The organism is Agromyces molybdatiresistens, from assembly GCF_052748445.2.
The window spans coordinates 1,143,327-1,168,553 of record NZ_CM188258.1 but is presented as its reverse complement, the minus strand read 5'-3'; the positions used below and the strand labels follow the sequence as shown (position 1 = coordinate 1,168,553).

Below are 25,227 nucleotides of genomic sequence, written 5' to 3'. Positions count from 1 at the left end.
GTGAGGAGGGACGGGCATGGGGGCCACGCTGCACGATGTCGCGCGAGCGGCCGGCGTCTCCATCAAGACGGTCTCGAATGTGGTCCACGACTACCCGCACGTCAGACCGGAGACGCGCGAGCGGGTGCGCAACGCCATCCGCGAGCTCGGGTACCGACCCAACGTCTCGGCACGCGGGCTGCGTTCGGGACGCACCGGAGTGATCGGCCTGGCCGTCCCAGCCCTTCGGGAGAACTACTTCGCCGAACTGGCCGACGCCGTCATCAGGGCCGCCGATCGTCGCGGCCGCAGCGTACTGATCGAGCAGACGAACGGCGACCGCGAGAAGGAGCTGGCCTCGCTCGGCGGCGGGAAGCTGCACCTCACCGACGGACTCCTGTTCAGCCCCGTCAGCCTCGGTCAGGCCGATGCCGAGGCACTCGACGTGCCGATCCCGCTCGTGCTCCTGGGCGAACGGATCTTCGGCGGTCCGACGGACCACGTGACGATGCACAACACCTCGTCCGCACGTGCCGCCGTGGAGCACCTGCTCGGTCTCGGGCGCACCCGCATCGCCCTGATCGGAGCGCCGACGTCGGATGCCGACGCGAGCTCCGGGTCACTCCGCCTGGACGGCTATCGACAGGCCCTCGACGCAGCAGGGATCGCCGAGGACCCGGATCTGATCCGGGTCGCCGAGCCGTGGAACCGCGAGACGGGCGCGCACGCCACCTGGCGCTTGATCGACGAACAGGTGCCGTTCGATGCGGTGTTCGCGCTCAACGACACCCTCGGACTCGGTGTGCTGCGGGCGCTCGGCGAAGCGGGCGTCCGCGTTCCTGAAGACGTGGCCGTCATCGGCTTCGACAACATCGACGAATCGCGGTTCTCGGTCCCCTCGATGTCGAGCGTGGATCCCGGTCGGGACGAGATCGCCGAGATCGCCGTCGAGCTGCTGCTCGAGCGGATCATGGAGAAGGCCGAGGAGCGGCGCCCGCCTCGTCAGATCAAGCCGGACTTCCGGATCGTCGAGCGCGAGTCCACCGGTGGAGTGGAACCGCCTCACGCCTCGCTCGTCGACGACGCGTCGACGTCGACGGGCGCCCGATCGGGGTCGTCGGCGGTGAAGGCGTAGTCGCCGTTCGCATCGAGCTCGGGGCGGAGCCGTCCGTCGGCGAGCGCGGCGAAGGCCTCGCGCGAGGCGTCGCGGAGTGCCTCAGCAGTCTCGGGCGCGGCCGAGCGGACGGCCTCGAAGTCGGCCACGAGCGGCAGGCCGCCCTCCGCGTGCCATACCGGCTGCGGCATCCGCTCGAGTGCGCGCGTCGCGCGCGGTGAGGTGAGACGCCAGCGCACCTCGAAGCGGTCGCTGCGGTCGCCGCCCGAGATCGCGTCGCGCAGCTCGCCGTAGAAGTCGGGGTGGTACGCGGCCACCTCGGCGCCGAGCCGGACGAGGTTCATGCGCGCGTTGCGGCGGATGAGCGGGTCGTACGTCCAGCGGATCTCCTCGACGCCGTGGTCGAGGCAGATCGCGCGCTGCCGGAGCTTCAGCGCGACGCCGATGCCGCGGCCTCGCGCGACCGGATCGACGGCGTTCATGTGCGAGTGCACGTGGAGGCCGCCGTCCCAGCCGAGGAAGCCCAGTGCCGCCCCGAGCGGCGGGTCGGCGGGATCGGCGAGCTCCCCCGCGGCATCCGCACGGTCGGCCGCGGGCACGGCCACGAGCACGGTGTTGCCGGCGTGCGCGATCGCCTTCAGGGATGCCAGGTCGACCGTGCGGCCGACGCCCCACGTCGCGTCGAAGCGCGCGAGCGCGCCCGCGAGCTCGTCGGCGCGGGCCTCACGCGTGACGACGCCGGCGCGGCGGTCCTCCTCGTCGGCGAGCGCGTGCGCGCGGGCGAGCGTCGCGGCATCCGTCATGCTCGGGACCCTACCGCGTGCCGGCGCCGAGCCCGTCCGCCCGCGCCCCGCCCCATCCGAGTACGGTTTGTGCGATGGAGTGCCTTCGAACAGGGACTCCACCGCAGAAACCGTACTCGGTGGGGTGGGCGCGGGCGGGCGGGGCGGATGGCGCGGGGCGGATGGCGCGGGGCGGCCGAGGCGCGGGCGGGCGGGGCGGATGGCGCGGGGCGGATGGCGCGGGGCGGGGCGGCCGAGGCGCGGGCGCGGGGCGGGCGGGGCGTGGGGCGGATGGCGCGGGCGCGGGCGCGGGGCGGGCTCAGCGCGCCAGGCGGTCCTCCATGCCCCACGGCTGGCCGTAGCCGCCGTCGGCCTCGGCCTTCGCCATGAGGTCGAGGAACGGCTGCGCGTCGAACGCCTCGGGGCCGAGCACGCCGCGTCCCTCCCAGGCGCCCGTCGCGAGCAGCTCGAGCGCGATGACCGGGTTCAGCGCGGTCTGCCAGACCACGCACTGCGCCTCGTACTCGCGCATCGTCCACTCGTTGTCGCTCACGTGGTAGAGGTACACCTCGCGGGGCTCGCCGTCTGTTCCGCGTCCGGTCACCCAGAGGCCGGCGCAGGTCTTGCCGGTCATGCGCGGGCCGATCGTGGCGGGGTCGGGCAGTGCCGCCGCGACGACGTCGCGCGGGGCGACCTCGACCGGGCCGTTCGCGCTGCGCACGCGGATCGGCGTCGTCGAGTCGAGACCCAGCAGGTGCAGGGTCTTCAGGACGTTGATGAACTCGTCGCCGAGGCCGTACTTGAAGGTGACGCGCTTCGCGTCGACCCAGCGCGGCATGAGGAGCACCTCCTCGTGCTCGACGTTCACGCACTCGACCGGGCCGATGCCCTCGGGGAACTCGAACACCTCGGGTTCGCTGAACGGCGGGGTCGTGTACCAGCCGCGGTCCTGCTCCCACACGACCGGCGGGTTCAGGCACTCCTCGATGGTGGTCCAGATCGAGAACGACGGCGCGAAGATCTCGTTGCCGGCGTCGTCGCGCACGACGAGGTTGGCGCCGTCGCGCGTGCCGAGTTCGTCGATCTCGCTGAACAGGTGGTCGGCGGCGTATCGCGCGAACACGTCGGAGAGCCCGGGCTCGACACCCATGCCGACGAGCGCGAGGCGACCCGCCTTCTCCCAGTCGTCGGCCTGCGCGAACTGGTCGTCGCCGAGCTTCACGCCGGTCTCGGTGCAGGGGTCGGTCGGGTGCGGCTCCGACAGGCTCATGGCCATGTCGAGGTAGTCGGCGCCCGCGGCGAGCGCGCCGCGGAAGATCGACGGCACGAACTTCGGCTCGATCGCGTTCATGACGTGGGTCGCGCCGTGCTCGCGGGCGACGGATGCCACGACCTCGGGATCGCCCGCATCGACCTGCGCCGAGGTGAATCGAGCCGCCACGGCGTCGCCGTGCCTCGCGGCGATCCAGTCGACCGTGCGGCGGGCGCGGGACTCGTCGTAGTCGCTCACGACGAGGAGTTCGAAGAAGTCGCGGCGGGCGGCGATCTTGGCGATCGCATCGCCGACGCCCCCCGCACCGATGAGGAGGATTCGCATGATCGGTACGGTAGCCGCCGGCGCAGCAATTGTCCAGTTGGATAATTACTGCGGGTCAGCAGAACCCGGCGATGCCGTCCCACGCGGCCGGCGGCGAGACCACGCCCTCGCGCACCACCGCGGCCTCGATGAGCCCGTACGGACGGTCGGCGGCGTGGAAGACCTCGTTCGGGTTGTCGAGCCCGAAGGGCGAGAGATCGACCGCGAAGTGGTGCTTGTTCGGCATCGAGAAGCGGATCTCCGCGATCTCCGCGTGCTCCTCGAGCACGCGCCGGCCCATGCCGTAGAGCGTCGACTGCAGGCCGGGCGAGTACGGCTCGGCGAACGCCTCGAGGAGCAGCGAGCGTACGCTCGCGTACGCCGCGTCGTAGTCGACGTCGGCGCGTGCGTAGCGCCAGCGCGCGGTGACGTCCGTCGCGAGGATGCGGTCGCGGGTCTCGGCCAACGTCGTGTAGCGGTCGCGCGGGTACGCCTCGAAGCCCGATCCGGTCGTGCGCAGCACGGTGAGGCCCGTGAGCCCCGCGAGCACGTGCCGTTCCCCGCGGTCGGCCACGACCACGGCCGTGCGCACCTCCTGGCCGCTCCGCACGAAGGCGTGGTCGTGCTCGGCGCCACCCACCTCCATGCGCTGCCACGCGTACCGATCGGCCGCCCAGCGGCCGCCCGTCACCCACTCGAACGACGAGACGAAGTGGTCGGCGAGGCGCAGCAGGAACGCCTCGGGCGAGCCGACGCCGTCGCGCGCGAACGCGAAGATGGTGTTCTTCTGCGTGTCGGTCGGCACGATGTGGGCGTTGTCGCCCTCGACGTGCGCCGCGGCGAAGTCGCCGCGCAGCTGCGAGGTCACGTTGAGGTCGTCGATCTCGTGGCGGGCGCGATCGCGCGTGACCTTCACGACGCGCACCTCGGCCTTGCCGTACTGGTTCGCGCCGAGGACGATGGCGGGCTCGGACATGGTCAGCTCCCTCGGTAGGTGGAGTAGGCGAACGGGCTGAGCAGCAGCGGCGCGTGCACGTGCCGGCCGTCGGCGGCGACCCGGACGGTGAGCACCACCTCGGGGTAGAACGAGTCGGTGCCGCGTGCGGCGAAGTACGCCGCGGTGTCGAAGCGCAGGCGGTACTCCCCCGCGGGCAGCGTCTCGGGACCGATGCGCGAGACGCGGCCGTCGGCGTCGGTGACGGCGGCGTCGAGCTCGCGCCATCCGTCGCCCTCCCGCACGGAGAGCTCGACGCCGACCCCCTCGGCGGGGCGCCCCGAGGTGGCGTCGAGGACGTGCGTGGTGATGCGCGACCGCTTCGGCGCGGCGCCCTGGCTGCTCATGCGAGGAGTCCCTTCAGTCGGAGGACGGCGATCTGGCGGAGCTGGTCGGCGACGACGGGCGCCTCCTCCTCCGGCGTGTGCCGGAGTCGGAGGGTGAGCGCGTCGAGGATCTCGCGCGAGGACCGCCCGGCGGCGCGGATGAGGAACACGCGGCCGAACCGCTCCTCGTACGCGCGGTTGCCCTCGGCGAGCGCGGCCGCGACGGCCGTGTCGGCCGGGTCGACGCCGGCCTGCTCGGCGCGCGACATCGCGGCCTGCGCGCTCGCTCCCGTCGGTCGGTCGCCGATGCGCGGATGGCGCGCGAGGGCGCCGTCGACCTCGGCCTCGGTGAGCGGCTCGGCCGCGGTCCCGGCCCGCGCGAGGACGTCGTCGACCGAGGCGTACGGGCGGCCGTCGGCGATCTCCGCGCACCAGCGGTCGACGTCGAGGCAGGGCCGGAGGAACCCGATCGCGTCGTCGCGATCGGCCCGGTTGAACGCGTCAAGCGACATCGCCCTGACCACCCTCCGATCCTGCCCGGCGCAGCAGGCGGCCGCGCGCCACCGCGCCGTCGGCGAGGTCGATCGGCTCGCCCGCGAGGTAGGTCGCCCGCACCGCACCCACGAGCTCGCGGCCGTCGTACGGTGTGATCGGGTGCCGGTGCTGCAGCGCCGCGGCATCCACCGTGAACGCCTCGTCGGGTGCCAGGATCGCGAGATCGGCATCCGAACCCTCGGCGATCGCGCCCTTCCCGCTCAGTCCGATCAGGCGCGCCGGCGCCGCGCTCATCCACTCGACGACCCGCTCCAGGCGGATGCCGCGGCCGCGCGCCTCCGTCCAGACGACGGGCAGCCCGAGCTGGAGCGAGGCGATGCCGCCCCACGCCTCGGCGAAGTCGCCGTCGCCCGCGAGCTTCAGCGCGGCCGGGGCCGGCGAGTGATCGGAGACGATCGTGTCGATCACGCCCGCCGCGAGGCCGCGCCACAGTGCGTCTCGGTTCGCGGCGCCCCGGATCGGCGGGCAGCACTTGAACGCCGTGCCGCCCTCCGGGACCTCGTCGGCGGTCAGCGCGAGGTAGTGCGGGCAGGTCTCGACGGTGAGTCGCACGCCGTCGGCCCGCGCGCGGGCGATCGCGCCGAGCGCGCCGGCCGAGCTGAGGTGCAGGATGTGCGCGCGCGCGCCGGTGCGACGTGCCGCATCGATCACGGCCGCGATCGCGTCGCCCTCCGCGGCGTCCGGTCGTGAGGCGAGGAAGTCCGCGTAGGCGCGCCCGTGCGCGTGCGGCGCCGCGTCGATCACGGCGGCGTCCTCGGCGTGCACGATGACGAGCGGGTCGGCGGCCGCACCGGAACCTGCGCCCCGCCCGGCGACCGCGTCGTGCCGCCCGTTCGCGACGACCGCCATCGCTCGCTCGAGCTCGTCGGCCGACACCGGCGGGAACTCCGGGACCCCGGAGTCGAGGAGGAAGCACTTGAACCCGAACACGCCCGCCTCGGCGAGCGGCAGCAGGTCGGCCTCGTTGCCCGGCACGATGCCGCCCCAGAACCCGACGTCGACCGCGACCCGCCCCTCCGCCGCGCGCCGCTTGGCCTCGAGGGCGGCCACCGAGGTCGTCGGCGGGATGCTGTTGAGCGGCATGTCCACGATCGTCGTGACGCCGCCCGCGGCCGCGGCACGGGTCGCGCTCGCGAACCCCTCCCATTCGGTGCGGCCCGGCTCGTTGACGTGCACGTGGGTGTCGACGAGCCCGGGGACGAGTACCTCGTCGTCGGCGAGCCGCACCCGGAGCGCCCCGTCGAGTCGCGCTCCCGGCCCCGCGATCCGCGCGATCCGCCCGTCGCGGACTCCGACCTCCGCGGGCACGAAGGCACCGTCGACGAGCACCCGATCGCCCGCGAGCACGAGGTCGAAGGCGACGGATGCCGCGGTTCGGCCGGTCGCGGACGGGCCGCCCCGCGGCATCCGCCCGCTCGGGCCCGGCGCTGCCGCAGCCGCCGCACCGGTCGCGGAGGCGGCGCCCCGCGTCATCCGCCCGCTCATCCGCGCCGACTCGCCGCCCGGCCGGCGCCGCCGTCGTCACCGGTCAGGCGCACCTGCCGGTTGACGTCCTTGTACAGCAGGTACCGGAACGGGCCCGGGCCGCCCGCGTAGCAGGCCTGCGGGCAGAAGGCGCGCAGCCACATGAAGTCGCCGGCCTCGACCTCGACCCAGTCGCCGTTCAGGCGGTAGACGCCCTTGCCCTCGAGCACGTACAACCCGTGCTCCATGACGTGCGTCTCGGCGAACGGGATCGAACCGCCCGGCCGGAACGTGACGATGTTCACGTGCATGTCGTGCGCGAGGTCGTCGGGGTCGACGAAGCGCGTGGTCGCCCAGGCGCCGTCGGTGCCGGGCATCGGCTGCGGCTCGACGGCGGCGTCGCTCGTGACGAACGACGCGGGCGCGTCGATGCCGGACGCCCGCTCGTAGGCCTTGCGGATCCAGTGGAAGGACGCGGGCGCCTCGCCCTCGTTCGCGATCGACCACGCCGCGCCGGCGGCGAGGTACGCGTACCCGCCCGGGCCGAGGTCGTGCCGCGCACCCTCGAGGTCGAGCGTCAGCTCGCCCGACGTGACGAAGAGCACCGCCTCGACGCCCTCCTCCGCCTCCGGCCGCGACGCACCGCCGCCCGGCGCGATCTCGACGATGAGCTGCGCGAAGGTCGTCGAGAACCCGGCGATCGGCCGAGCGAGGATCCACGAACGCGTGCGAGTGAACCCCGGGAGGTTGCTCGTGACGATGTCGCGCAGCACGCCCTTCGGGACGACCGTGTACGCCTCGGTCACGATCGCGCGATCGGTGAGCAGCTCGGTCTGCGCGGGCAGTCCGCCCGGCGGGGTGTAGTAGCTCATGCGTCCTCCTCGTCCGCGGCGCTCGTCGCCCGCACCCTGCTCGCGGAGCGCCGCGGGCTCGCGAGTCCGGCCAGCGCCGCCGTGTCGAGTCCGGCGTCGGCCGCGACCTCCTCGGGCGTGAGCGCCCCGCACTGCACGCCGCGGTGCACGAAGCCGGCGAGCGCGCGCACCGTCGCCGGCTCGTCGAGCACCGCGCCCGCGGTCCGGTCGTGCACGTGCCGGAGCCGCGCCGCCGCCTCGGGATAGCCGTCGCGGAAGTACCCGTACGTCGCGACGAACCGCGTCGGCAGCTGCGCGGCGTGCAGGTCCCAGCCCTGCGCGAACCCGCGCTCGAGCGACCGGCGCACGAGCCGGGCGTGCCGCCGCCACGCCTCGCCCGCGCGGTCGCCGATCGGGAGCACGTTCGACGACCCGTCGGACAGCCGGATGCCGGTGCCGGCCACCGCGAGCTGCATGACGGCCTTCGCGTGGTCCGCGGCCGGGTGCTCGAGCGACTGGTGCGGCGCGGCGATGCCGAGCGCGGCGGTGTAGTCGTACGTGCCGAAGTGCAGGCCGGCGACGCGGCCGGAGCCGGCGTGGGCGATCCGCGCGAGCGGCGCGAGGCCGTCGGGGCCGAGCACGACCTGGGGCGTCTCGACCTGCACCTCGAACCGGAGCCGGCCGCCCGGCAGCCCGTGTACGCGTTCGAGGGCGGCCAGGGCATCGGCCATCGCCTCGACCTGCGCGAGCGTCGAGACCTTCGGCAGGGTGAGGGCGAGCCCGTCGGGCAGGGCGCCGCGGTCGACGAGCGCGGTCACGAAGAGGTCGAGCGAGCGGATGCCGCGGGCCCGCGTCGCCGCCTCGAACGACTTGACGCGGATGCCGATGAAGGGCGGCGCGACGCCCTCGTCGATCGCCGAGACGACGTGCTCGGCCGCGCGCGCGACGTCGGCGTCCTCGGTCTCGTCGCCGCGGGCGCCGTAGCCGTCCTCGAAGTCGATGCGGAGGTCTTCGATGGGCTCGATCGCGAGCTTGCGCTCGACGAGCGGGGCCACGGCCGCCGCGACCGCGGGGGCGACGCCGACATCCACCGCGAGGGCCTCGACGCCCCCCGCCGAGGCGGCCGAAGCGAGCGCCGCCGCGCCCCACACCGCGGCCAGCCCGGGCGTGAACGCGTCGCCCGGGACGTAGACCGTGTGCACGGGCTGACGCGTTCCGTCGTCGCCCGGGTACGCTGCCGCGAGCAGCCGGTCGGTCTCGGCCAGCCTCTCGTCGATCGACGCGAGGGCGGCGGTGGACAGCGAGGTGCGCACGGCTCAGTCCAGCAGCTCGTACGCGGGCAGCGTGAGGAAGTCGACGTAGTCGTCGGAGAGGACGAGGTCGGCGACGAGGCGCGCCGCCGGTTCGAAGTACGCCGCGAAGAGATCCGGCGGGACGTCGGCGCGAAGCGCCGCGACCTCCTCGTCGAGCACCTCGCGCACGAGCTCGCGCGTCAGCGTGCGGCCGGTGTCGGCGAGGACCACGCCGTGCCTGAGCTGCTGCCACACCTGCGACCGCGAGATCTCGGCGGTGGCTGCGTCCTCCATGAGGCTGTGCAGCGCGACCGCGCCGTTACCGCCGAGCCAGGCCGCGGTGTACGCCACGCCGACGGAGAGGTTGGTGCGGAGCCCCGCTTCGGTGACCGCGCCGCCGGCCGACGCGACGTCGAGCAGCTCGGCGGCCGTGACCGCCACGTCGGGGCGCTGCCGGTCGAGCTGGTTCGGGCGGTCGCCGAGCACGCCGTCGAACACCTCGCGGCAGACCGCGACCAGGTCGGGATGCGCGACCCACGAGCCGTCGAACCCGTCGCCCGCCTCCCGGGTCTTGTCGGCGCGGACCTTCTCGAACGCGACCGCGGTGGCCTCGGGGTCGGCCCGGTTCGGCACGAACGCGGCCATGCCGCCCATCGCGACGGCCCCGCGCCGGTGGCAGGTCTTCACGAGCAGCTCGGTGTAGGCGCGCATGAACGGCGCCGTCATCGACACCGACGCCCGGTCGGGCACGACGAACTCCGGCCCGGCGTCGCGGAACACCTTGATGATGCTGAAGAGGTAGTCCCAGCGACCGGCGTTGAGGCCCGACGCGTGGTCGCGCAGTTCGTACAGGATCTCGTCCATCTCGAACGCGGCCGGGATCGTCTCGATCAGCACCGTCGCGCGCACCGTGCCGGGCGGGATGCCGAACCGCTCCTCGGCGAACGCGAACACCTCGTTCCAGAGGCGCGCCTCGAGCCGGCTCTCGAGCTTGGGCAGGTAGTAGTACGGGCCCGCACCGGCGTCGATGAGCGTCCGGGCGGTGTGCGCGAAGTGCAGCCCGAAGTCGACGAGCGACCCGGATGCGCGCTCGCCGTCGACGAGCACGTGCTTCTCGGGCAGGTGCCAGCCGCGCGGGCGCGTGACCACCGTCGGGCGCCGGAGGTCGTCGCGCAGCGCGTAGGCCCTGCCCTCGGGCGAGGTCCACGCGAGCGTGCCGTGCGCCGCATCGCGGAGGTTGCGCACGCTGTCGACGACGTTCCGCCAGGTCGGGCTCGAGGCGTCCTCCAGGTCGGCGAGCCAGACCCTGGCCCCCGAGTTCAACGCGTTGATCGCCATCTTCGCCGGCGACGCCGGGCCGGTGATCTCGACACGTCGATCGGCGAGCGCGGGCGGAGGCGCCGGAACCCGCCAGCCGCCTTCGCGCACGTCGCGGGTCTCGGCGAGGAAGTCGAGCGGCTCGCCGCGCGCGATCCGCGCACGGCGCGCGGCGCGGGCCGCGAGCAGCTCGCGCCGACGGGCGTCGAACCGGTGGTGCAGCTCCTCGACGAACGCGAGCGCGTCCTCCGTGAGGATGTCGTCGTCGGCCGCCGGGCCGCCGGCGAACACGATCTCGATGGTCATGCGGCTGCCGCTCCCTTCCGCTCCGATGCGGGTGGTGCTCGTGACCTCGCCCTCATCTTCGCGCAGAAGCGCAACGGCCGGAACCGCGATGCTCGCATGCGCGGGAGGGCGGCCCGCACCCGCGCGCGGCGTAGACTCCGGAACGAGGGAGCCATGCATGGACATCGTCGTCACCGTGAACGGCCGGCCGCGAGATGCCTCGGGCATCGCGGCCCGGACGACCGCGCTCGATTGGCTGCGCTCGATCGGCCTGACGGGCGCGAAGGAGGGCTGCGCCGAGGGTGAGTGCGGGGCCTGCGCGGTGCTCGTCGCGACGCCCGCCGACGGCGGCGGCACCGACTGGACGGCCGTCAACGCGTGCCTCACGCCCGCTGCCGCGCTCGACGGCCAGGAGGTCGTCACCGCCGAGGGCCTCGGCACGCCCGATCGGATGCATCCCGTGCAGGCGGCCCTCGCCGCCGCGGGCGGATCGCAGTGCGGGTACTGCACGCCCGGGTTCGCCTGCAGCATGGCCGCCGAGTTCTACCGGCCGAGAAGCGGTGCGGATGCCGCGGGCACGGCCTCCGGCGGTCGTGACCCGGGTTCGACTGCCGGTGCGGATGCCGCGGCATCCGCTCGCACGGGCGCCGACGACGGCAACGGGGCCGCCGTCGACGTCCCCGCCCTCGATGCCGCCGCCCTCGACGGCTCCGAGCCGTTCGACCTGCACGCGCTGAGCGGCAACCTCTGCCGGTGCACGGGCTATCGCCCCATCCGCGACGCCGCGGCATCCCTCGCCCGGCCCGCGGCGGACGACCCGCTCGCGGAGCGTCGCCGACGCCCCGCCCCCGCCGCGCGCGCCACGCGCATCGGCACCGAGGGCGGATGGTTCGTCCGCCCCGGCACGCTCCACGAGGCGCTCGCGCTGCTGCGCGACGAGCCCGAGGCGGTCGCGATCGCCGGCTGCACCGACTGGGGCGTCGAGGCGAACCTGCGCGGTCGCCGCGCGCCGCTCCTGGTCGCGATCGACCGGCTCGACGAACTCCGCGCATACGCGGACGACGACCGGGGCCTCGAACTCGGCGCCGCGCTGACGCTCACCGAGATCGAGCGCCGGCTCGACGGCCGCCTGCCGCTGCTCGCCGAGCTGTTCCCGCAGTTCGCCTCGCCGCTGATCCGCAACCGCGCGACCCTCGGCGGCAACCTCGGCACGGCCTCCCCGATCGGCGACGCGCCGCCCGCCCTGCTCGCGCTGGAGGCACGGCTCGTGTTCGTCTCGGCCGACGGCGAGCGCGAGGTCGACCTCGCCGAGTGCTTCACCGGCTACCGGCAGACGGTCCGCGAGCGGGGAGAGCTCATCCGCTCCATCCGCATCCCGCGGCCCACGGCGAACCTCACGGCGTTCCACAAGGTCGCCAAGCGCCGGTACGACGACATCTCGAGCGTCGCGGTCGCGTTCGCGATCGACCTCGACGAGGAACGCGGCACGGTCACGTCCGCCCGCATCGGCCTCGGCGGCGTCGCCGCGACGCCGATCCGCGCGCGCGCCACCGAGGCGATGCTCACCGGTCGCGAGTGGAGCGCGGACGCCGTGCGCGAGGCCGCGGCCGTCCTCGGCGGCGAGGGCACGCCGATGTCCGACCACCGGGCGAGCGCGGAGTACCGCGCGGCGATGCTCGGGCAGTCGCTGCTCCGGCTGTACCGGACCACGACCCGCGACGAGGTCCGCGAGGAGGTGCCGGCATGAGCGGGCTCGCCGACCGGCCCGACGGCGCCGTCGTGGGCACGGCCGTCGCCCACGAGAGCGCCCGGCTGCACGCGACCGGCACCGCGGTCTACACCGACGACCTCGCCGCGACGCGGCGCGACGTGCTCACCGCGTGGCCCGTGCAGTCGACGCACGTCCACGCGGGCGTGGAACTCGACGTCTCCCCCGCGCTCGCGGTGCCCGGCGTGGTCCACGTGCTCACGGCCGCCGACGTGCCCGGCGTCAACGACGGCGGCGCGAAGGGCGACGAACCGCTCTTCCCCGACGAGGCGCAGTACCACGGCCACGCCCTCGCCTGGGTCCTGGGCGAGACCGCCGAGGCGGCGAGGATCGGCGCCGCCGCCGTCGAGGTCGCGTACGAGGACCTCCCCTCGATCGTGACGGTCGAGGAGGCGATCGCCGCCGGTTCGTTCCAGGGCGCGTCGCCCACCGTGCGGCGCGGCGACGCGGCATCCGCCCTCGCCTCGGCGCCGCACGTCTTCGAGGGGACGAGCGTCGTCGGCGGGCAGGAGCACTTCTACCTCGAGACGCACGCGTCGTTCGCGCACGTCGACTCCGAGGGGCAGGTGTTCGTCGAGTCGAGCACGCAGCACCCGTCGGAGACGCAGGAGATCGTGGCGCACGTGCTCGGCGTGCCGAAGCACCGGGTGACCGTGCAGTCGCTCCGCCTCGGCGGCGGCTTCGGCGGCAAGGAGATGCAGCCGCACGGGCTCGCGGCGGTCGCCGCGCTCGGTGCGGTGCGCACAGGCCGGGCCGTGCGCGTGCGCCTGACCCGCGCACAGGACACGACGATGACCGGCAAGCGGCACCCGTTCCACGCGACGTGGCGCGCCGGGTTCGACGACGACGGGCGCATCCTCGCCCTCGAGGCGACACTCACGTCGAACGGCGGGTGGAGCCTGGACCTCTCCGAGCCCGTGCTGGCCCGGGCGCTCTGCCATCTCGACAACGCCTACTGGATCCCGGACGTCACGGCGCACGGCCGCATCGCGCGCACGAACATCACGTCGCAGACGGCGTTCCGCGGGTTCGGCGGGCCGCAGGGCATGTTCGTGATCGAGGACGTGCTGGGCCGGGTCGCCCCGCTCCTCGGGATCGACGCGACGACGCTGCGCGAACGCAACCTCTACCGGCCGGGGCAGACCACGCCCTACGGCATGGAGGTGCGGCACGCGGAGCGGCTCGGCACCGCCTGGCGGCGGGTGCTCGACGAGGCGGATGTCGCGGCGCGCCGCACCGCGATCGACGCCGCGAACGCGGCCGATCCCGACGTCAAGCGCGGCCTCGCGATCACGCCCGTGAAGTTCGGCATCTCGTTCACGTTCACGGCCTACAACCAGGCCGGCGCGCTCGTGCACGTCTACTCCGACGGCTCGGTGCTCGTGAACCACGGCGGCACCGAGCTCGGGCAGGGCCTGCACACCAAGATGCTGCAGGTCGCCGCCACGGCGCTCGGGGTGCCGCTCGCGCAGGTGCGGCTCGCGCCGACGCGCACCGACAAGGTGCCGAACACGTCGGCGACGGCGGCATCCGCGGGCGCCGACCTCAACGGCGGGGCGGTGAAGGACGCCTGCGAGCAGATCCGGTCGCGCATGACGCCGGTCGCGGCGCGCCTGCTCGGCGTGGCCGAGGACGCGGTGCGATTCGCGGACGGGCGGGTGCACGCCGTCGCCGGCGGGGGCGCGAGCGACGGCGACGACGCGGGCGGTGCGGCCGCCGCGGCATCCGTCGCCTTCGCCGACGTGGCGGCCGCCGCCTACGCCGATCGCGTGCAGCTGTTCGCTGCGGGGTTCTACCGGACCGAGGGACTCGGCTGGGATCCGGCGACGATGACCGGCACGCCGTTCAAGTACTTCGCCTACGGGGTCGCGGCGAGCGAGGTCGAGGTCGACGGGTTCACCGGCGCGACGCGCATCCGCCGCGTCGACATCGTGCACGACGTCGGCGACTCGCTCTCCCCGCTCATCGACCTCGGCCAGGTCGAGGGCGGCTTCATGCAGGGCGTCGGCTGGCTGACGCTCGAGGAGCTCCGGTGGGACGACTCCGACGGTCCGGGCCGCGGCCGCCTGCTGACGCCCTCGGCGAGCACCTACAAGCTGCCGAGCTTCTCGGAGCTGCCCGACGAGTTCACCGTGCACTTCCTCGAGCGCGCGCACGAGGACGGCGCGGTCTACGGCTCGAAGGCGGTCGGCGAACCGCCCCTCATGCTCGCGTTCAGCGTGCGCGAGGCGATCCGCGACGCCGTCGCGGCGTTCGGCCCGGCCGGGCACTCGGTCGAGCTCGGCGCGCCGTCGACGCCCGAGGCCGTGTTCTGGGCGATCGAGGCGGCGCGGGCGGCCGCGAACCGGGTCCCCGCCGAGACGGCGGCGGATGGCGCGGGGGCCACCGCCGAGAGCGTCCCGAGCGGCGCACGCGGCGCGGAGCGGACGAACGGCACCCCGGCGGGCGCGGTGTCCGCCGGAGCCGGGACCCGGCACCTGACCGCCGGGCACTGACGGACGGGCACCGATGGACTGGGTCGACGCCGTGCAGCGGCTCCGGGCGGAGCGGACTCCGGGCGTGCTCGTCACGCTCGCCATGGTGCGCGGTCACGCCCCGCGCAACGGCGGCGCGAAGATGGTCGTCGCGCCGGACGCGGTCGTCGGGACCGTCGGCGGCGGCAACCTCGAGCAGACCGCGCTCACCCGGGCACGGGAGATGCTCGGCGCCGGCGCCGCCGAGCCCGAGCTGCTGACGCTCACCCTGAGCGACCGGGCCGCCGTCGACTACGGCGTGCAGTGCTGCGGAGGAGAGGTCACGATGCTGCTCGAGCCCCTGCCGGTCGTGCCGGCCGTCGCGATCTTCGGCCTGGGGCACGTCGGCCTCGAGCTCGCCCGGATCCTCGCGCGGCATCCGCTCGAGCTCGACCTGGTCGACTCGCGCGAGGCCATGCTGGCGCCCGAGCGGGTCGGCGAGCCGCGCGTCGCCGGGGTGCCCGGTGGATCCGGGCCGTTCGCCGACGCGGTCGCGACGATCCGCATGCACCGCGTTCCGGTGCCCGAGGCGGCGCTCGCCGACCTGCCGACCGGCGCGCACGTGCTCGTGATGACGCACGACCACGCCGAGGACCTCGCGATCTGCGACACCGCCCTCCGGACGCCCGGGCTCGGCTCGATCGGCCTCATCGGCTCGCGATCGAAGTGGGCGCGCTTCCGCACGCAGCTCGCCTCCGCCGGACACGACGACGCGGCGCTCGCCCGGATCGAGACCCCGATCGGGATCGACGGCATCCACTCGAAGGAGCCCGCCGCGATCGCCGTGAGCGTCGCCGCCGAGCTCCTGCAGCGCATCGAGCGGTTGGCGCCCGCGCGCGCCGGCGACGGCTGACGCGCTCCCCGCGGGGGCAGGCTCCGGGCGACGGTGCTCAGGCGCGGGGGCGGGCGGGCGGGGTCACGTGCGACTGCGCGAACGCGCGGTTGCGCTCGGCGATGATCGCGGACCGGGCGAGGCGTTCGCGCTCGAGCTTCTGGGCGAAGAGCGTCCAGACGAGGAGGGCGGCACCGGCTCCGACGAGCGCGCCGCCGATCGTGTCGGTGACCCAGTGCGCGCCGAGGTAGGTGCGGCTGATCGCCATGAGGAGCGTGTAGATCCCGCCGGCCACCCAGACCCAGGTCCGCGGCCAGATGATGCCGAGCGTGACGGCGATGGTCGCGGCGTTCGCCACGTGCCCCGACGGGAACGAGCCGAAGTCGGAGATCACGAGGATGTCCTCCGGCCGGGCACGTCCGAACAGGTTCTTCAGGACCTGCACGACCAGCGCGCTCGCCGCCGAGGCGACCACGAAGTACAGCGCGGCCCACGGCCTGCGGAGCACGAGCAGGACCACCGCGATGGTGATCGGCACGACGAATACGCCCATGATGCCGCCGCCGAGGGCATCCATGCCGAACGCGAAGACGTCGCCGATCGGGCCGCGGAGGGTGAAGACGTCCTCCGCCCACTCCTCGTCGACCTCGAACAGCGTCTCGGCGCGCAGGAGGATGATGAGGCCGAGCACCACGGCGATGACGACCGAGGCGATCCCCGCTGCGAACGGGACGAACCGCCCCACGTGCTCGGTGCGCTCCTCGCGCGCCTCGGGTTCGAGGCTCTCCCCCGTCGCGGTCTGCGGACCGCGTTCGGTCACCTCCTCCGGGCTCTCGTCTCCGGAGGACTCGGTCCGGACGGCGTCGTGGCTGGCGGGTTCGCTCATGGAGACACGCTAATCGCGGCGACGCGGCGCGGCGCGGTACCGGGACCGCGTGCCCCGGACCGCTCCCGTCCCGGGACCCGACGCCGTGGGACGAGCGGATGCCGCGGCCGGCGGCTCGCGGCATCCGCTCGTCTCGCCGGTCAGTCGGTGAGCGCGGGCACCGTCTTCGGGCGGACGAGGAACCACACCGAGGCGATCGCGACCACGGCCGCGCCGAGCATGAACGCGGCCATCGGGACGGCGCTGTCGACGCCGAACAGGCCGAGGAGCGGCGAGATCATGCCCGCGAGGCCGAAGTTCAGCGCACCGAGCAGCGACGCGGCGGTGCCGGCCTCCGCGCCGTGGTGCGCGAGCGCGAGGACCTGCACGGCGGGGAAGGTGAACCCGCACGCGAGGATGTAGATCCACAGCGGGATCGCCGTGCCCCAGAACCCGGCGCCCGACGAGTCGAGCACGATGATCGCGATCGCCATCGCGGCATGCACGATCGTCGTGCCCGCGAGCACGTACTGCGGCGGGATCGGCCCGCGGATCAGGCGCGACGACGTCTGCACGCCGATGATCACGCCGACGGAGTTGACCGCGAAGAGGAGCCCGTACTCCTGCGGGGTGAAGGCGTACACCTGCTGGAACAGGAACGACGACGTCGTCAGGTAGGCGAACAGGCCGGTGAACGTCATGCCGCCGATGATCGCGGCGCCGAGGTAGACGCGGTCGCGGAAGAGCGCGCGGTAGCGCTCGCGCATCGACGAGTGGCCTGCGACGTGACGGCGCGACTCGGGCAGCGTCTCGACGATCAGGAACCCGACCGCGAGCACGACGGCGACGCCGTAGCCGGCGAGCACCCAGAACACGCCGCGCCAGTCCATGAAGGCGAGCAGCTGCGACCCGATGACCGGCGCGAGTACCGGTGCCAGGCCGTTGACGAGCGCGAGGCGCGAGAGCATGCGCACGAGCGGCTTGCCGCCGAACAGGTCGCGGACCATGGCCATCGCGACGACGCCGCCCGCGGCCGCGCCGAAGCCCTGCATGAGGCGGAAGAACGCGAGCCAGGCGATGTCGGGCGCGAGCGCCGCGGCGACCGACGCCACGATGTGGAGCGCGGTCGCGAGGATGAGCGGCAGGCGGCGACCGACCTTGTCGCTCCAGGGGCCGACGATGAGCTGGCCGAGGCCGAACCCGATCATGGTGCCCGTGAGCGTGATCTGCACGGCCGCGGGGCCGACGCCGAACTCGGACTCGAGCGCCGGGAAGGCCGGCAGGTACAGGTCGACCGTGAACGGACCGAGCGCGGTGAGCGCGCCGAGCACCAGGACGTAGACGAGCCGCTGGCGTCGGCTCAGCAGGTCGCCGGGGTGGCGGGCAGCGGTGTAGTCGTCCGGGCGGACGATGGGGATGGAGGCGGTGGACATGGCGGTTCCCGAGGCGTGCTGGAGTGGCGGTCGTGCGGAGGCGGCTGCGCTGGCGCACGCCGTCGGGCGCCGGGCGAACAGGAACGGCGCCCCGTGGGGCGCCGCCGGGAGCGATCTCGGCCGGTGCGGCCTCGAATCGATTCGACTGAGGTTCGATTCTAGCGGGACGGCCCCCCGGTCACGCAAGCCGAGGCCGCACCGGCGCGTGGATCGGGGCGCGACGGGCGGACCGACGGCGGCGCGCGGGCGACTCAGCGGGCGACCGAGAGCGGGTCGTCGAGCAGCCTCGCGAAGGCGAGTTCGGCGGCGCCGATCATCAGGCGGTCCTCACCCAGCGCTGCCACCACGACCTCGACGTCCTCCATCGCGGCGGGCATCGCCTGGGCCGCCACGGCGGTGCGCAGCGCGTCGGGATCCTGCTCCGCGAGCGTGGCGAGGAACCCGCCGAGGATCACGAGGGACGGGTTCAGCACGTTCACGGCGTTCGCGAGCGCGGTCGCGAGGATCCGGCGCTGCCGGTCGAGCTCGGCGGCGATCGCCGGGTCGCCCGTTCCGAGGGCCGAGCGGATGGCTCCGGCGAGCGTCGGCTCGTCGGCCGAGCGCAGCCCGACGGTCTCGAGCAGCCGGGCGCGACCGACCTCGTCCTCGAGCACGCCGCCGTCGGCCCGACGGTCGTCCGTCGTGGCGATGCCCGGCCGGTTCTGCCCGAACTCGCCCGCGTAGCCGCTGTGACCGCCCACGGCGCGGCCGTGCACGACGAGCCCGCCGCCGATGCCGCTCGCGCCGCCGTTGAGGTACACGAGGTCGTCGACGCCGCGCCCCGCACCGAACAGGTGCTCGGCGAGCGCGCCGAGGCTCGCGTCGTTGCCGACCGTGGTCGGCAGGCCGGTGGCCTCCTCGACGAACTCGCGCACCGGCGCGTCGCGCCACTCGAGGTGCGGCGCGAATCGCACGAGCCCGTCCGACGTGCGCACGAGCCCGGGTACGGCGAGGCCCACGCCGGCGAACCTGGCGTGGGCGAGGTCGCCGTCGCGCCAGCGCCGGATCGCGTCGGCGACGAGCAGCGCGGTGCGCTCGGGACTCACGAGGTCGTCGACCTCGATGCGTTCGCGCGCGTCGATGCGGCCGCCCAGTCCGACGGCGGCGATCGTCACGGCGTCGACCTCCGGGTTCACCGCCACCGCCACCACGCCGGGATGCGGCGCGATGACCGGCGAGGGGCGGCCGACGCGGTTCGTGGGATCGGGTGCCCGCTCCTCCACCAGGCCGAGGTCGACGAGCTCCCCGGAAAGCGAGGCGACGGTCGATCGGTTGAGCCCCGTGAGCGAGGTGATGCGCGCGCGCGACAGGGGCCCCTCGAGATGGGCGAGCCCGAGGATCCTCGCGAGATTCCGGCGGTGCACCCCGTCGAAACTTCCGGAGCTTGCGGTGCGATCGGTCACGCGCCCCACTCTAGGTTCGCCGAGCCCCGAACGGATGTCGCCCCGCCGAATATGTTGCGCTTGACCGCATATCGTCTGCGGCGTATATTCGACACGTCCAGATCACTTTCGACGTAGCAGTCGAAAATTTCGAGAGGTTCAATGATGAACAGACGCAGCATCGGCAGGATCGCGGCGGCCGGAACCGCCGCACTCCTCACGGCCGGCGCTCTCGCGGCGTGCAGCGCGGGAGACTCGCAGAGCGACGGAGGAGACGTCGCAATGACGCTCTGGCACAACGCCTCGACGGGACCGGGGAAGGAATTCTGGGACACGACGGTCGCCGATTTCGAAGCCGACAACCCCGGGGTCACGATCGACGTCCAGGCGATCCAGAACGAAGACCTCGACGGCAAGCTCCAGACCGCGCTCAATGCCGGTGACGCACCGGACGTCTTCCTCCAGCGCGGTGGCGGCAAGATGGCGGCGATGGTCGAGGCGGGCCAGCTCAAGGACCTCACCGACAGCATCGCCGGGGCGGCCGCCGAGGAGATCCCGGAAGCCGCGTACTCGGCCAACACCCTCGACGGCAAGATCTACGCGATGCCCGTCGCAGTGCTTCCCGGCGGCATGTTCTACAGCCAGGACCTGTTCGACGAGGCCGGCATCACCGAGAACCCCACCACGATGGACGAGTTCGACGACGCCGTCTCGAAGCTGAAGGACGCGGGGATCGCGCCGGTCGCGCTCGGCGCGAAGGACGCCTGGCCGGCCGCGCACTGGTACTACTGGTTCGCTCTCCGCGAGTGCAGCCCGGACACGCTCGCCAAGGCCGCTGACGAACGCGACTTCAGCGACGAATGCTGGATCCGCGCCGGCGAGGACCTCCAGGACTTCGCCGCGACCGAGCCCTTCAACCAGGGCTTCCTCACGACGTCGGCCCAGCAGGGCGCCGGCAGTTCTGCCGGTCTCGTCGCGAACCACGAGGCCTCGATGGAACTCATGGGCGCGTGGGACCCGGGTGTGATCGCCTCGCTGACGCCCGACCAGCAGCCGCTCCCCGACCTGGCCTGGTTCCCCTTCCCCGAGGTCGAGGGCGGCGACGGTGAGCCCGGCTCGATGATGGGTGGCGTGGACGGGTACTCGTGCTCGGTGGACGCCCCCGACGCGTGCGTCGACTTCCTCAACTACATCGGCACCGCCGACGTGCAGAAGGCCTACTACGAGGCGTTCAACGCACCGCCCGTGAACACGGTCGCCCAGGAGGCCGTCACGGAGCCCTACCTCCAGGCGATCCTCGAGGCGTACAACGCGGCGCCGTATGCATCGCAGTGGCTCGACACGGTCTACGGGCAGAACGTCGGCAACGCGCTGAACGTCGCGGTCGTCGACATGCTCGCCGGCAGCGGCTCGCCGGAGCAGATCATCGAGGCCGTCGACGCGGCCGCCGCCAAGGAGTGATCCGGCGATGACCGCTCGCGTGGACTCTGCGACGGAGATCGACGTGCCGGCAGGGCCCGCGCACCACGACGGGGGCGCCGCCCAGGCGGCGCCCCCGTCCCCCCGGCGGCGCCGCGGGGTCGGCTGGGGCGCCAGGCTCGAGATCGCCCTGCTCGTCGGACCGGCACTGATCGTGTTCCTCGGCCTGGTGATCTTCCCGGTCGTCATGGCCGCGTACTACGGCTTCTTCAGCTGGAAGGGCTATGGACCGCCCACCGACTTCATCGGATTCCGGAACTACGTCACCATCATCCAGGACACCGCCTTCCAGGAGGCGGTGCTGCACAACGGCACCATCGTGGTGCTGTCGCTGCTGCTGCAGGGGCCGGCCGCGTTCCTGCTCGCCCTGCTCCTGAATCGCCGGATGCGCGGCCAGTCGATCATCCGGGTCCTCATCTTCGTCCCGTACGTGATCGCCGAGGTCGTCGTCGGCACCGGCTGGAGCCTCATGCTCCAGACCAACGGCGCGGTCAACGACCTGCTCGAGAAGGCGGGCCTGGGCTTCCTCGCCCAGGACTGGCTGAGCAATCCCGACCTCGCGATCTGGACGCTGATGGGCATCATCACCTGGAAGTACATCGGCTTCGCCGTCATCCTCTTCCTGGCGGGCCTGCAGGGCATCCCGGAGGAGCTCAACGAGGCCGCCGCGATCGACGGTGCGACGTTCTGGCAGATCCAGCGCCACATCACGCTGCCGCTCATGGGGCCGACGCTCCGGATCTGGGCCTTCCTGTCGATCATCGGATCACTCCAGTTGTTCGACCTCGTGTACATCATCTGGGGCCAGTACGTCGCCTCGACCGCCGGCACCTCCACCATGGCGACGTACATGGTGGCCGAAGGCAGGAATGCCGGCAACTTCGGGTACGGCAACGCCGTGGCCGTCGTGCTGTTCGTCATCTCGCTCGTGGTGGCACTCGTCTACCAGCGATTCGTCCTCCGACGCGACACCGAAGGCGCGATCACCGGAGATCAGAAGAAGAAGGGCCGGTTCCACGGATGACCGCCTATCCCGAGACCGCCGCCGCGGTGATTCCACTGGACCGACGGAGCCGGGGACCCAGGTCGTCCGGGCTGCGGGCCGCGAGCCCGATCGTGTATCTCGTCGCGCTGATCGTGATCGGCCTGATGCTCGCGCCGATCGCCTACATCATCGTCGGCGGCTTCCGCACGAACTCGCAGATCACCGTCGACCCGTCGGGGATGCCGGACCCGTGGGTCTTCGCGAACTACCTCGATGTGTTGACCGGCGAGGTGTTCTGGCGACAGGTGCTGAACTCCGCGATCGTCGGCATCGCCACGACGCTCGGCGTCATCGTGCTCGGCCTCATGGCGAGCTTCGTCCTGGCCCGGTACCGTTTCGCCGGGCGGGGGGCGCTCTACGCCCTCTTCGCCGCCGGCTTGATGTTCCCGCTGACGGTGGCGATCACGCCGCTCTACATCGTCGTCCGCTCGCTCGGCCTGATGAACTCCCTCGGTGGCGTCATCCTGCCGCAGGTCGCGTTCGCGCTCCCGGCCACGATCATCATCCTGGTGCCGTTCCTTCGTGCGATCCCCGAGGAGATCCAGGAGGCCGCCGCGATCGACGGCTGCAGCCGACTGGGCTTCTTCTGGCGGATGGTGCTCCCGCTCTCGATCCCGGGCGTGGTGACCGTCGGCATCCTCGCGTTCATCGGAAGCTGGAACAGCTACCTCCTCCCCTTGTTCATCCTCAACGACCAGGCGGCGTTCACGTTGCCCCTCGGCGTGCAGGCGTTCTCCTCGGAGTACTCGGTCGACACGGCCAAGGTGCTCGCGTTCACGTCCCTGTCGATGATCCCCGCGCTCATCTTCTTCAGCGTGTTCGAGCGTCGGATCGTCGGCGGCCTCACCGGGGCGGTGAAGGGATGACCGCGCTCGACGGCTCGACCCCGTTCGGCGGAGCGACCGCGCGGGGCGGCACCCTGCAGGCGCCGGATGCCGCGTGGCGCGACGCGTCCCGACCGATCGACGAGCGCGTGGCCGCGCTCATGTCGGAGATGACGCTCGACGAGAAGCTCGCGCAGCTGTACGGCGTGTGGGTCGGCGCGGCCGACGACGGCGGCGGCGACGTCGCCCCGCACCAGCACGACCTGAACGACGACGTCGACCTCGACGCGCTGCTCCCCTCCGGCCTCGGCCAGGTGACGCGCCCGTTCGGCACGGCTCCGGTCGACGCGGCGGTCGGCGCGCTCTCGCTCGCGCGCATGCAGCAGCGCATCGCCGGGGCCAACCGGCTCGGCATCCCGGCGCTCGCGCACGACGAGTGCCTCGCGGGCTTCGCCGCCTGGGGCGCCACGGCGTACCCGGTCCCGCTGTCATGGGGCGCGTCGTTCGACCCGCTGCTCGTCGAGCGGATGGCGCGCCGCATCGGCGCCGACATGCGCGCCGTCGGCGTGCACCAGGGCCTCGCACCCGTGCTCGACGTCGTCCGCGACGCGCGCTGGGGCCGCGTCGAGGAGACCATCGGCGAGGACCCGTACCTCGTCGGAGCGGTCGGCACGGCGTACGTGCGCGGGCTCGAGGCATCCGGCGTCGTCGCGACGCTGAAGCACTTCGTCGGGTACTCGGCCTCGAGGGCCGGGCGCAACCTCGCACCCGTGTCGATCGGGCCCCGCGAACTCGGCGACGTGCTGCTGCCGCCGTTCGAGATGGCGATCCGCGAGGGCGGGGCGCGCAGCGTCATGAACTCGTACTCCGACCTCGACGGCGTGCCGTCGGCCGCCGACCGCTGGCTGCTCACCGAGCTCCTCCGCGAGACGTGGGGCTTCGACGGCACGGTCGTCGCGGACTACTTCGCGGTGGCGTTCCTGAAGCTGCTGCACGGCGTCGCCGACACGTGGGCGGATGCCGCGGCCGCGGCGCTCGAGGCCGGCATCGACGTCGAGCTGCCGACGGTCAAGGCGTTCGGCGAGCCGCTGCGCGCGGCCGTGGCGGCGGGCGCGGTGCCGGTGTCGCTCGTCGACACCGCGCTGCAGCGCGTCCTGCGGCAGAAGGCCGAGCTCGGCCTGCTCGACGCCGACTGGTCGCCGGTGCCGCCCGCGCTCGCGGGCCTCGGACTCGCCGACGCCGACCTCGCGGACGCCGACGCGGCGCACGCCGACCGGTTGCGCGGACGCATCGACCTCGACTCCGCCGCCAACCGCGCGCTCGCGCGCGAACTCGCCGAACGCGCGGTCGTGCTCGTCAGGAACGACGGCACCCTGCCGGTCGATCCCGCCGGCGCGGCCTCGCCGCCCGTGGTCGCGGTGATCGGGCCGAACGCCGACGACCCGTATGCGATGCTCGGCTGCTACTCCTTCCCCACGCACGTCGTGACGCAGCATCCGGGCGTCGAGATGGGCATCCGCATCCCGACGCTGCTCGCGGCGCTCCGCGCGGAGTTCCCCGGCAGCGAGGTCCGGCACGCGGTCGGCACGAGCGTGGACGGCGGCGAGACCGACGGGTTGGACGAGGCGGTCGCGCTCGCGGCATCCGCGGACCTCGTCGTGCTCGCGCTCGGCGACCGCGCCGGGCTCTTCGGCCGCGGAACCAGCGGCGAGGGCTGCGACGCCGAGACGCTCGCGCTGCCGGGCGCGCAGCAGGCGCTCGTCGACGCGGTGCTCGACACCGGGACGCCGACCGTGCTGGCGCTGCTGGCGGGACGCCCGTACGCGCTCGGGCGCGCGACCTCCGAGGCTGCGGGCATCGTGCAGGCCTTCTTCGCGGGCGAGGAGGGTGCCGGTGCGATAGCCGGCGTGCTGAGCGGCCGCGTGAACCCGAGCGGACGCCTGCCCGTGTCGATCCCGGCGACGCCGGGCGCCCAGCCGACGACCTATCTCGCGCCGCCGCTCGCGCGGGCGAGCGACGTGTCGAACATCGACCCGACGCCGGCCTTCCCCTTCGGTCACGGGCTCGGCTACTCGAGCTTCGAGTGGGCGGCGTTCACGGGAGGCGAGTCGTCGATCGCGACGGACGGCGCGGTCACGGTGCGCCTGCGCGTGCGGAACGCGGGCGATCGTGCGGGGGCCGAGGTCGTGCAGCTCTACCTGCACGACCCGGTCGCATCGGTCGTACGACCCGTGCAACGGCTCGTGGGCTTCGCCCGGGTCGAGCTCGAGCCGGGCGCCGCGGCCGACGTGCGCTTCACGGTGCCGGCCGATCTCGCATCGTTCACCTCGCGCACGGGCGAGCGCATCGTCGAGCCGGGCGGGATCGTGCTCTCCGCGGGCCGCTCGAGCGGCGACCTGGTGGACGCGCATCCGGTGCGCCTCGAGGGGCCGGTCCGCGTCGTCGACCACCGCCGTGCGCTGCACGCCGCGGTGTCGATCGAGCGGGTCGACGGGTGAGCATCTCCTCGGCC

At 73.4% G+C, this 25,227-nt stretch carries 20 protein-coding genes; 8 read left to right on the top strand and 12 right to left on the bottom strand.

Going from position 1 to position 25,227, the window contains the following annotated elements; translation table 11 throughout:
• Positions 1-16 precede the first annotated feature (16 nt).
• The gene (locus tag ACULK2_RS05320) at positions 17-1,114 is read left to right on the top strand and encodes a LacI family DNA-binding transcriptional regulator (protein WP_445970243.1); all 1,098 of its coding nucleotides are present in this window, start codon (positions 17-19) and stop codon (positions 1,112-1,114) included.
• Here the strand turns inward: ACULK2_RS05320 and ACULK2_RS05315 are convergent.
• The 9 genes from ACULK2_RS05315 to aceB all read right to left on the bottom strand — a co-directional run bounded on the left by ACULK2_RS05315 (position 1,042) and on the right by aceB (position 10,556).
• Complete coding sequence (locus ACULK2_RS05315; RefSeq protein WP_445970244.1) at positions 1,042-1,896, bottom strand: hypothetical protein; 855 nt, start codon at positions 1,894-1,896, stop codon at positions 1,042-1,044. The genes ACULK2_RS05320 and ACULK2_RS05315 overlap by 73 nt on opposite strands.
• Positions 1,897-2,194: 298 nt before the next feature.
• The gene (locus tag ACULK2_RS05310; RefSeq protein ID WP_445970245.1) at positions 2,195-3,472 is read right to left on the bottom strand and encodes a saccharopine dehydrogenase family protein; all 1,278 of its coding nucleotides are present in this window, start codon (positions 3,470-3,472) and stop codon (positions 2,195-2,197) included.
• A gap of 55 nt (positions 3,473-3,527) precedes the next feature.
• Positions 3,528-4,427 (bottom strand): factor-independent urate hydroxylase, encoded by a 900-nt coding sequence (gene pucL, locus ACULK2_RS05305; protein ID WP_445970246.1) that lies wholly within the window; start codon positions 4,425-4,427, stop codon positions 3,528-3,530.
• 2 nt (positions 4,428-4,429) lie between these two features.
• Positions 4,430-4,792: a hydroxyisourate hydrolase gene (uraH, locus tag ACULK2_RS05300; RefSeq protein WP_445970247.1), complete on the bottom strand. Its 363-nt coding sequence runs from the start codon at positions 4,790-4,792 to the stop codon at positions 4,430-4,432.
• On the bottom strand, positions 4,789-5,283 hold the full coding sequence (gene uraD / locus ACULK2_RS05295) for a 2-oxo-4-hydroxy-4-carboxy-5-ureidoimidazoline decarboxylase (RefSeq protein ID WP_445970248.1): 495 nt from the start codon (positions 5,281-5,283) through the stop codon (positions 4,789-4,791). Before uraD ends, uraH begins: the two co-directional genes overlap by 4 nt.
• Positions 5,273-6,733: an allantoinase AllB gene (gene allB, locus ACULK2_RS05290; RefSeq protein WP_445970273.1), complete on the bottom strand. Its 1,461-nt coding sequence runs from the start codon at positions 6,731-6,733 to the stop codon at positions 5,273-5,275. The genes uraD and allB overlap by 11 nt, the downstream gene beginning before the upstream one ends.
• 74 nt (positions 6,734-6,807) lie before the next feature.
• A complete protein-coding gene (locus tag ACULK2_RS05285) occupies positions 6,808-7,662 on the bottom strand; it encodes a bifunctional allantoicase/(S)-ureidoglycine aminohydrolase (RefSeq protein ID WP_445970249.1) in 855 nt (284 codons plus the stop codon).
• Positions 7,659-8,954 (bottom strand): DUF6986 family protein, encoded by a 1,296-nt coding sequence (locus ACULK2_RS05280; RefSeq protein ID WP_445970250.1) that lies wholly within the window; start codon positions 8,952-8,954, stop codon positions 7,659-7,661. Before ACULK2_RS05280 ends, ACULK2_RS05285 begins: the two co-directional genes overlap by 4 nt.
• A 3-nt stretch (positions 8,955-8,957) precedes the next feature.
• The gene (gene aceB / locus ACULK2_RS05275) at positions 8,958-10,556 is read right to left on the bottom strand and encodes a malate synthase A (protein WP_445970251.1); all 1,599 of its coding nucleotides are present in this window, start codon (positions 10,554-10,556) and stop codon (positions 8,958-8,960) included.
• A gap of 157 nt (positions 10,557-10,713) precedes the next feature.
• Between aceB and ACULK2_RS05270 the strand changes: the two genes are divergently transcribed.
• The 3 genes from ACULK2_RS05270 to xdhC are packed head-to-tail and all read left to right on the top strand — an operon-like array spanning position 10,714 to position 15,669.
• Positions 10,714-12,282, top strand: a complete 1,569-nt coding sequence (locus tag ACULK2_RS05270; protein WP_445970252.1) for a xanthine dehydrogenase small subunit — start codon at positions 10,714-10,716, stop codon at positions 12,280-12,282.
• Entirely contained in the window at positions 12,279-14,798 is a 2,520-nt protein-coding gene (gene xdhB, locus ACULK2_RS05265) for a xanthine dehydrogenase molybdopterin binding subunit (protein WP_445970253.1), read from the top strand. The genes ACULK2_RS05270 and xdhB overlap by 4 nt, the downstream gene beginning before the upstream one ends.
• Positions 14,799-14,811: 13 nt before the next feature.
• Positions 14,812-15,669: a xanthine dehydrogenase accessory protein XdhC gene (xdhC, locus tag ACULK2_RS05260; protein WP_445970254.1), complete on the top strand. Its 858-nt coding sequence runs from the start codon at positions 14,812-14,814 to the stop codon at positions 15,667-15,669.
• A 37-nt stretch (positions 15,670-15,706) separates the two neighbouring features.
• Here xdhC and ACULK2_RS05255 read toward each other — a convergent pair whose 3' ends face one another.
• The 3 genes from ACULK2_RS05255 to ACULK2_RS05245 form a co-directional block, all read right to left on the bottom strand.
• Positions 15,707-16,534 carry a phosphatase PAP2 family protein gene (locus ACULK2_RS05255; protein WP_445970255.1) on the bottom strand — a complete coding sequence of 276 codons (828 nt, stop codon included), beginning with the start codon at positions 16,532-16,534 and terminating at the stop codon, positions 15,707-15,709.
• A 140-nt stretch (positions 16,535-16,674) separates the two neighbouring features.
• Positions 16,675-17,946, bottom strand: coding sequence for a multidrug effflux MFS transporter (locus ACULK2_RS05250; protein WP_445970256.1), 1,272 nt, complete (start codon positions 17,944-17,946; stop codon positions 16,675-16,677).
• Positions 17,947-18,197: 251 nt separating this feature from the next.
• On the bottom strand, positions 18,198-19,397 hold the full coding sequence (locus tag ACULK2_RS05245; protein ID WP_445970257.1) for an ROK family protein: 1,200 nt from the start codon (positions 19,395-19,397) through the stop codon (positions 18,198-18,200).
• Positions 19,398-19,532: 135 nt separating this feature from the next.
• Here ACULK2_RS05245 and ACULK2_RS05240 point away from each other — a divergent pair, with 135 nt between their 5' ends.
• The 4 genes from ACULK2_RS05240 to ACULK2_RS05225 are packed head-to-tail and all read left to right on the top strand — an operon-like array spanning position 19,533 to position 25,213.
• Positions 19,533-20,828: an extracellular solute-binding protein gene (locus ACULK2_RS05240; RefSeq protein ID WP_445970258.1), complete on the top strand. Its 1,296-nt coding sequence runs from the start codon at positions 19,533-19,535 to the stop codon at positions 20,826-20,828.
• Between the two features lie 7 nt (positions 20,829-20,835).
• Positions 20,836-21,870 (top strand): carbohydrate ABC transporter permease, encoded by a 1,035-nt coding sequence (locus ACULK2_RS05235; protein WP_445970259.1) that lies wholly within the window; start codon positions 20,836-20,838, stop codon positions 21,868-21,870.
• Positions 21,867-22,757, top strand: a complete 891-nt coding sequence (locus ACULK2_RS05230; protein ID WP_445970260.1) for a carbohydrate ABC transporter permease — start codon at positions 21,867-21,869, stop codon at positions 22,755-22,757. The genes ACULK2_RS05235 and ACULK2_RS05230 overlap by 4 nt, the downstream gene beginning before the upstream one ends.
• Positions 22,754-25,213 (top strand): beta-xylosidase/alpha-l-arabinosidase, encoded by a 2,460-nt coding sequence (locus ACULK2_RS05225; RefSeq protein WP_445970261.1) that lies wholly within the window; start codon positions 22,754-22,756, stop codon positions 25,211-25,213. The genes ACULK2_RS05230 and ACULK2_RS05225 overlap by 4 nt, the downstream gene beginning before the upstream one ends.
• Positions 25,214-25,227: the final 14 nt, after the last annotated feature.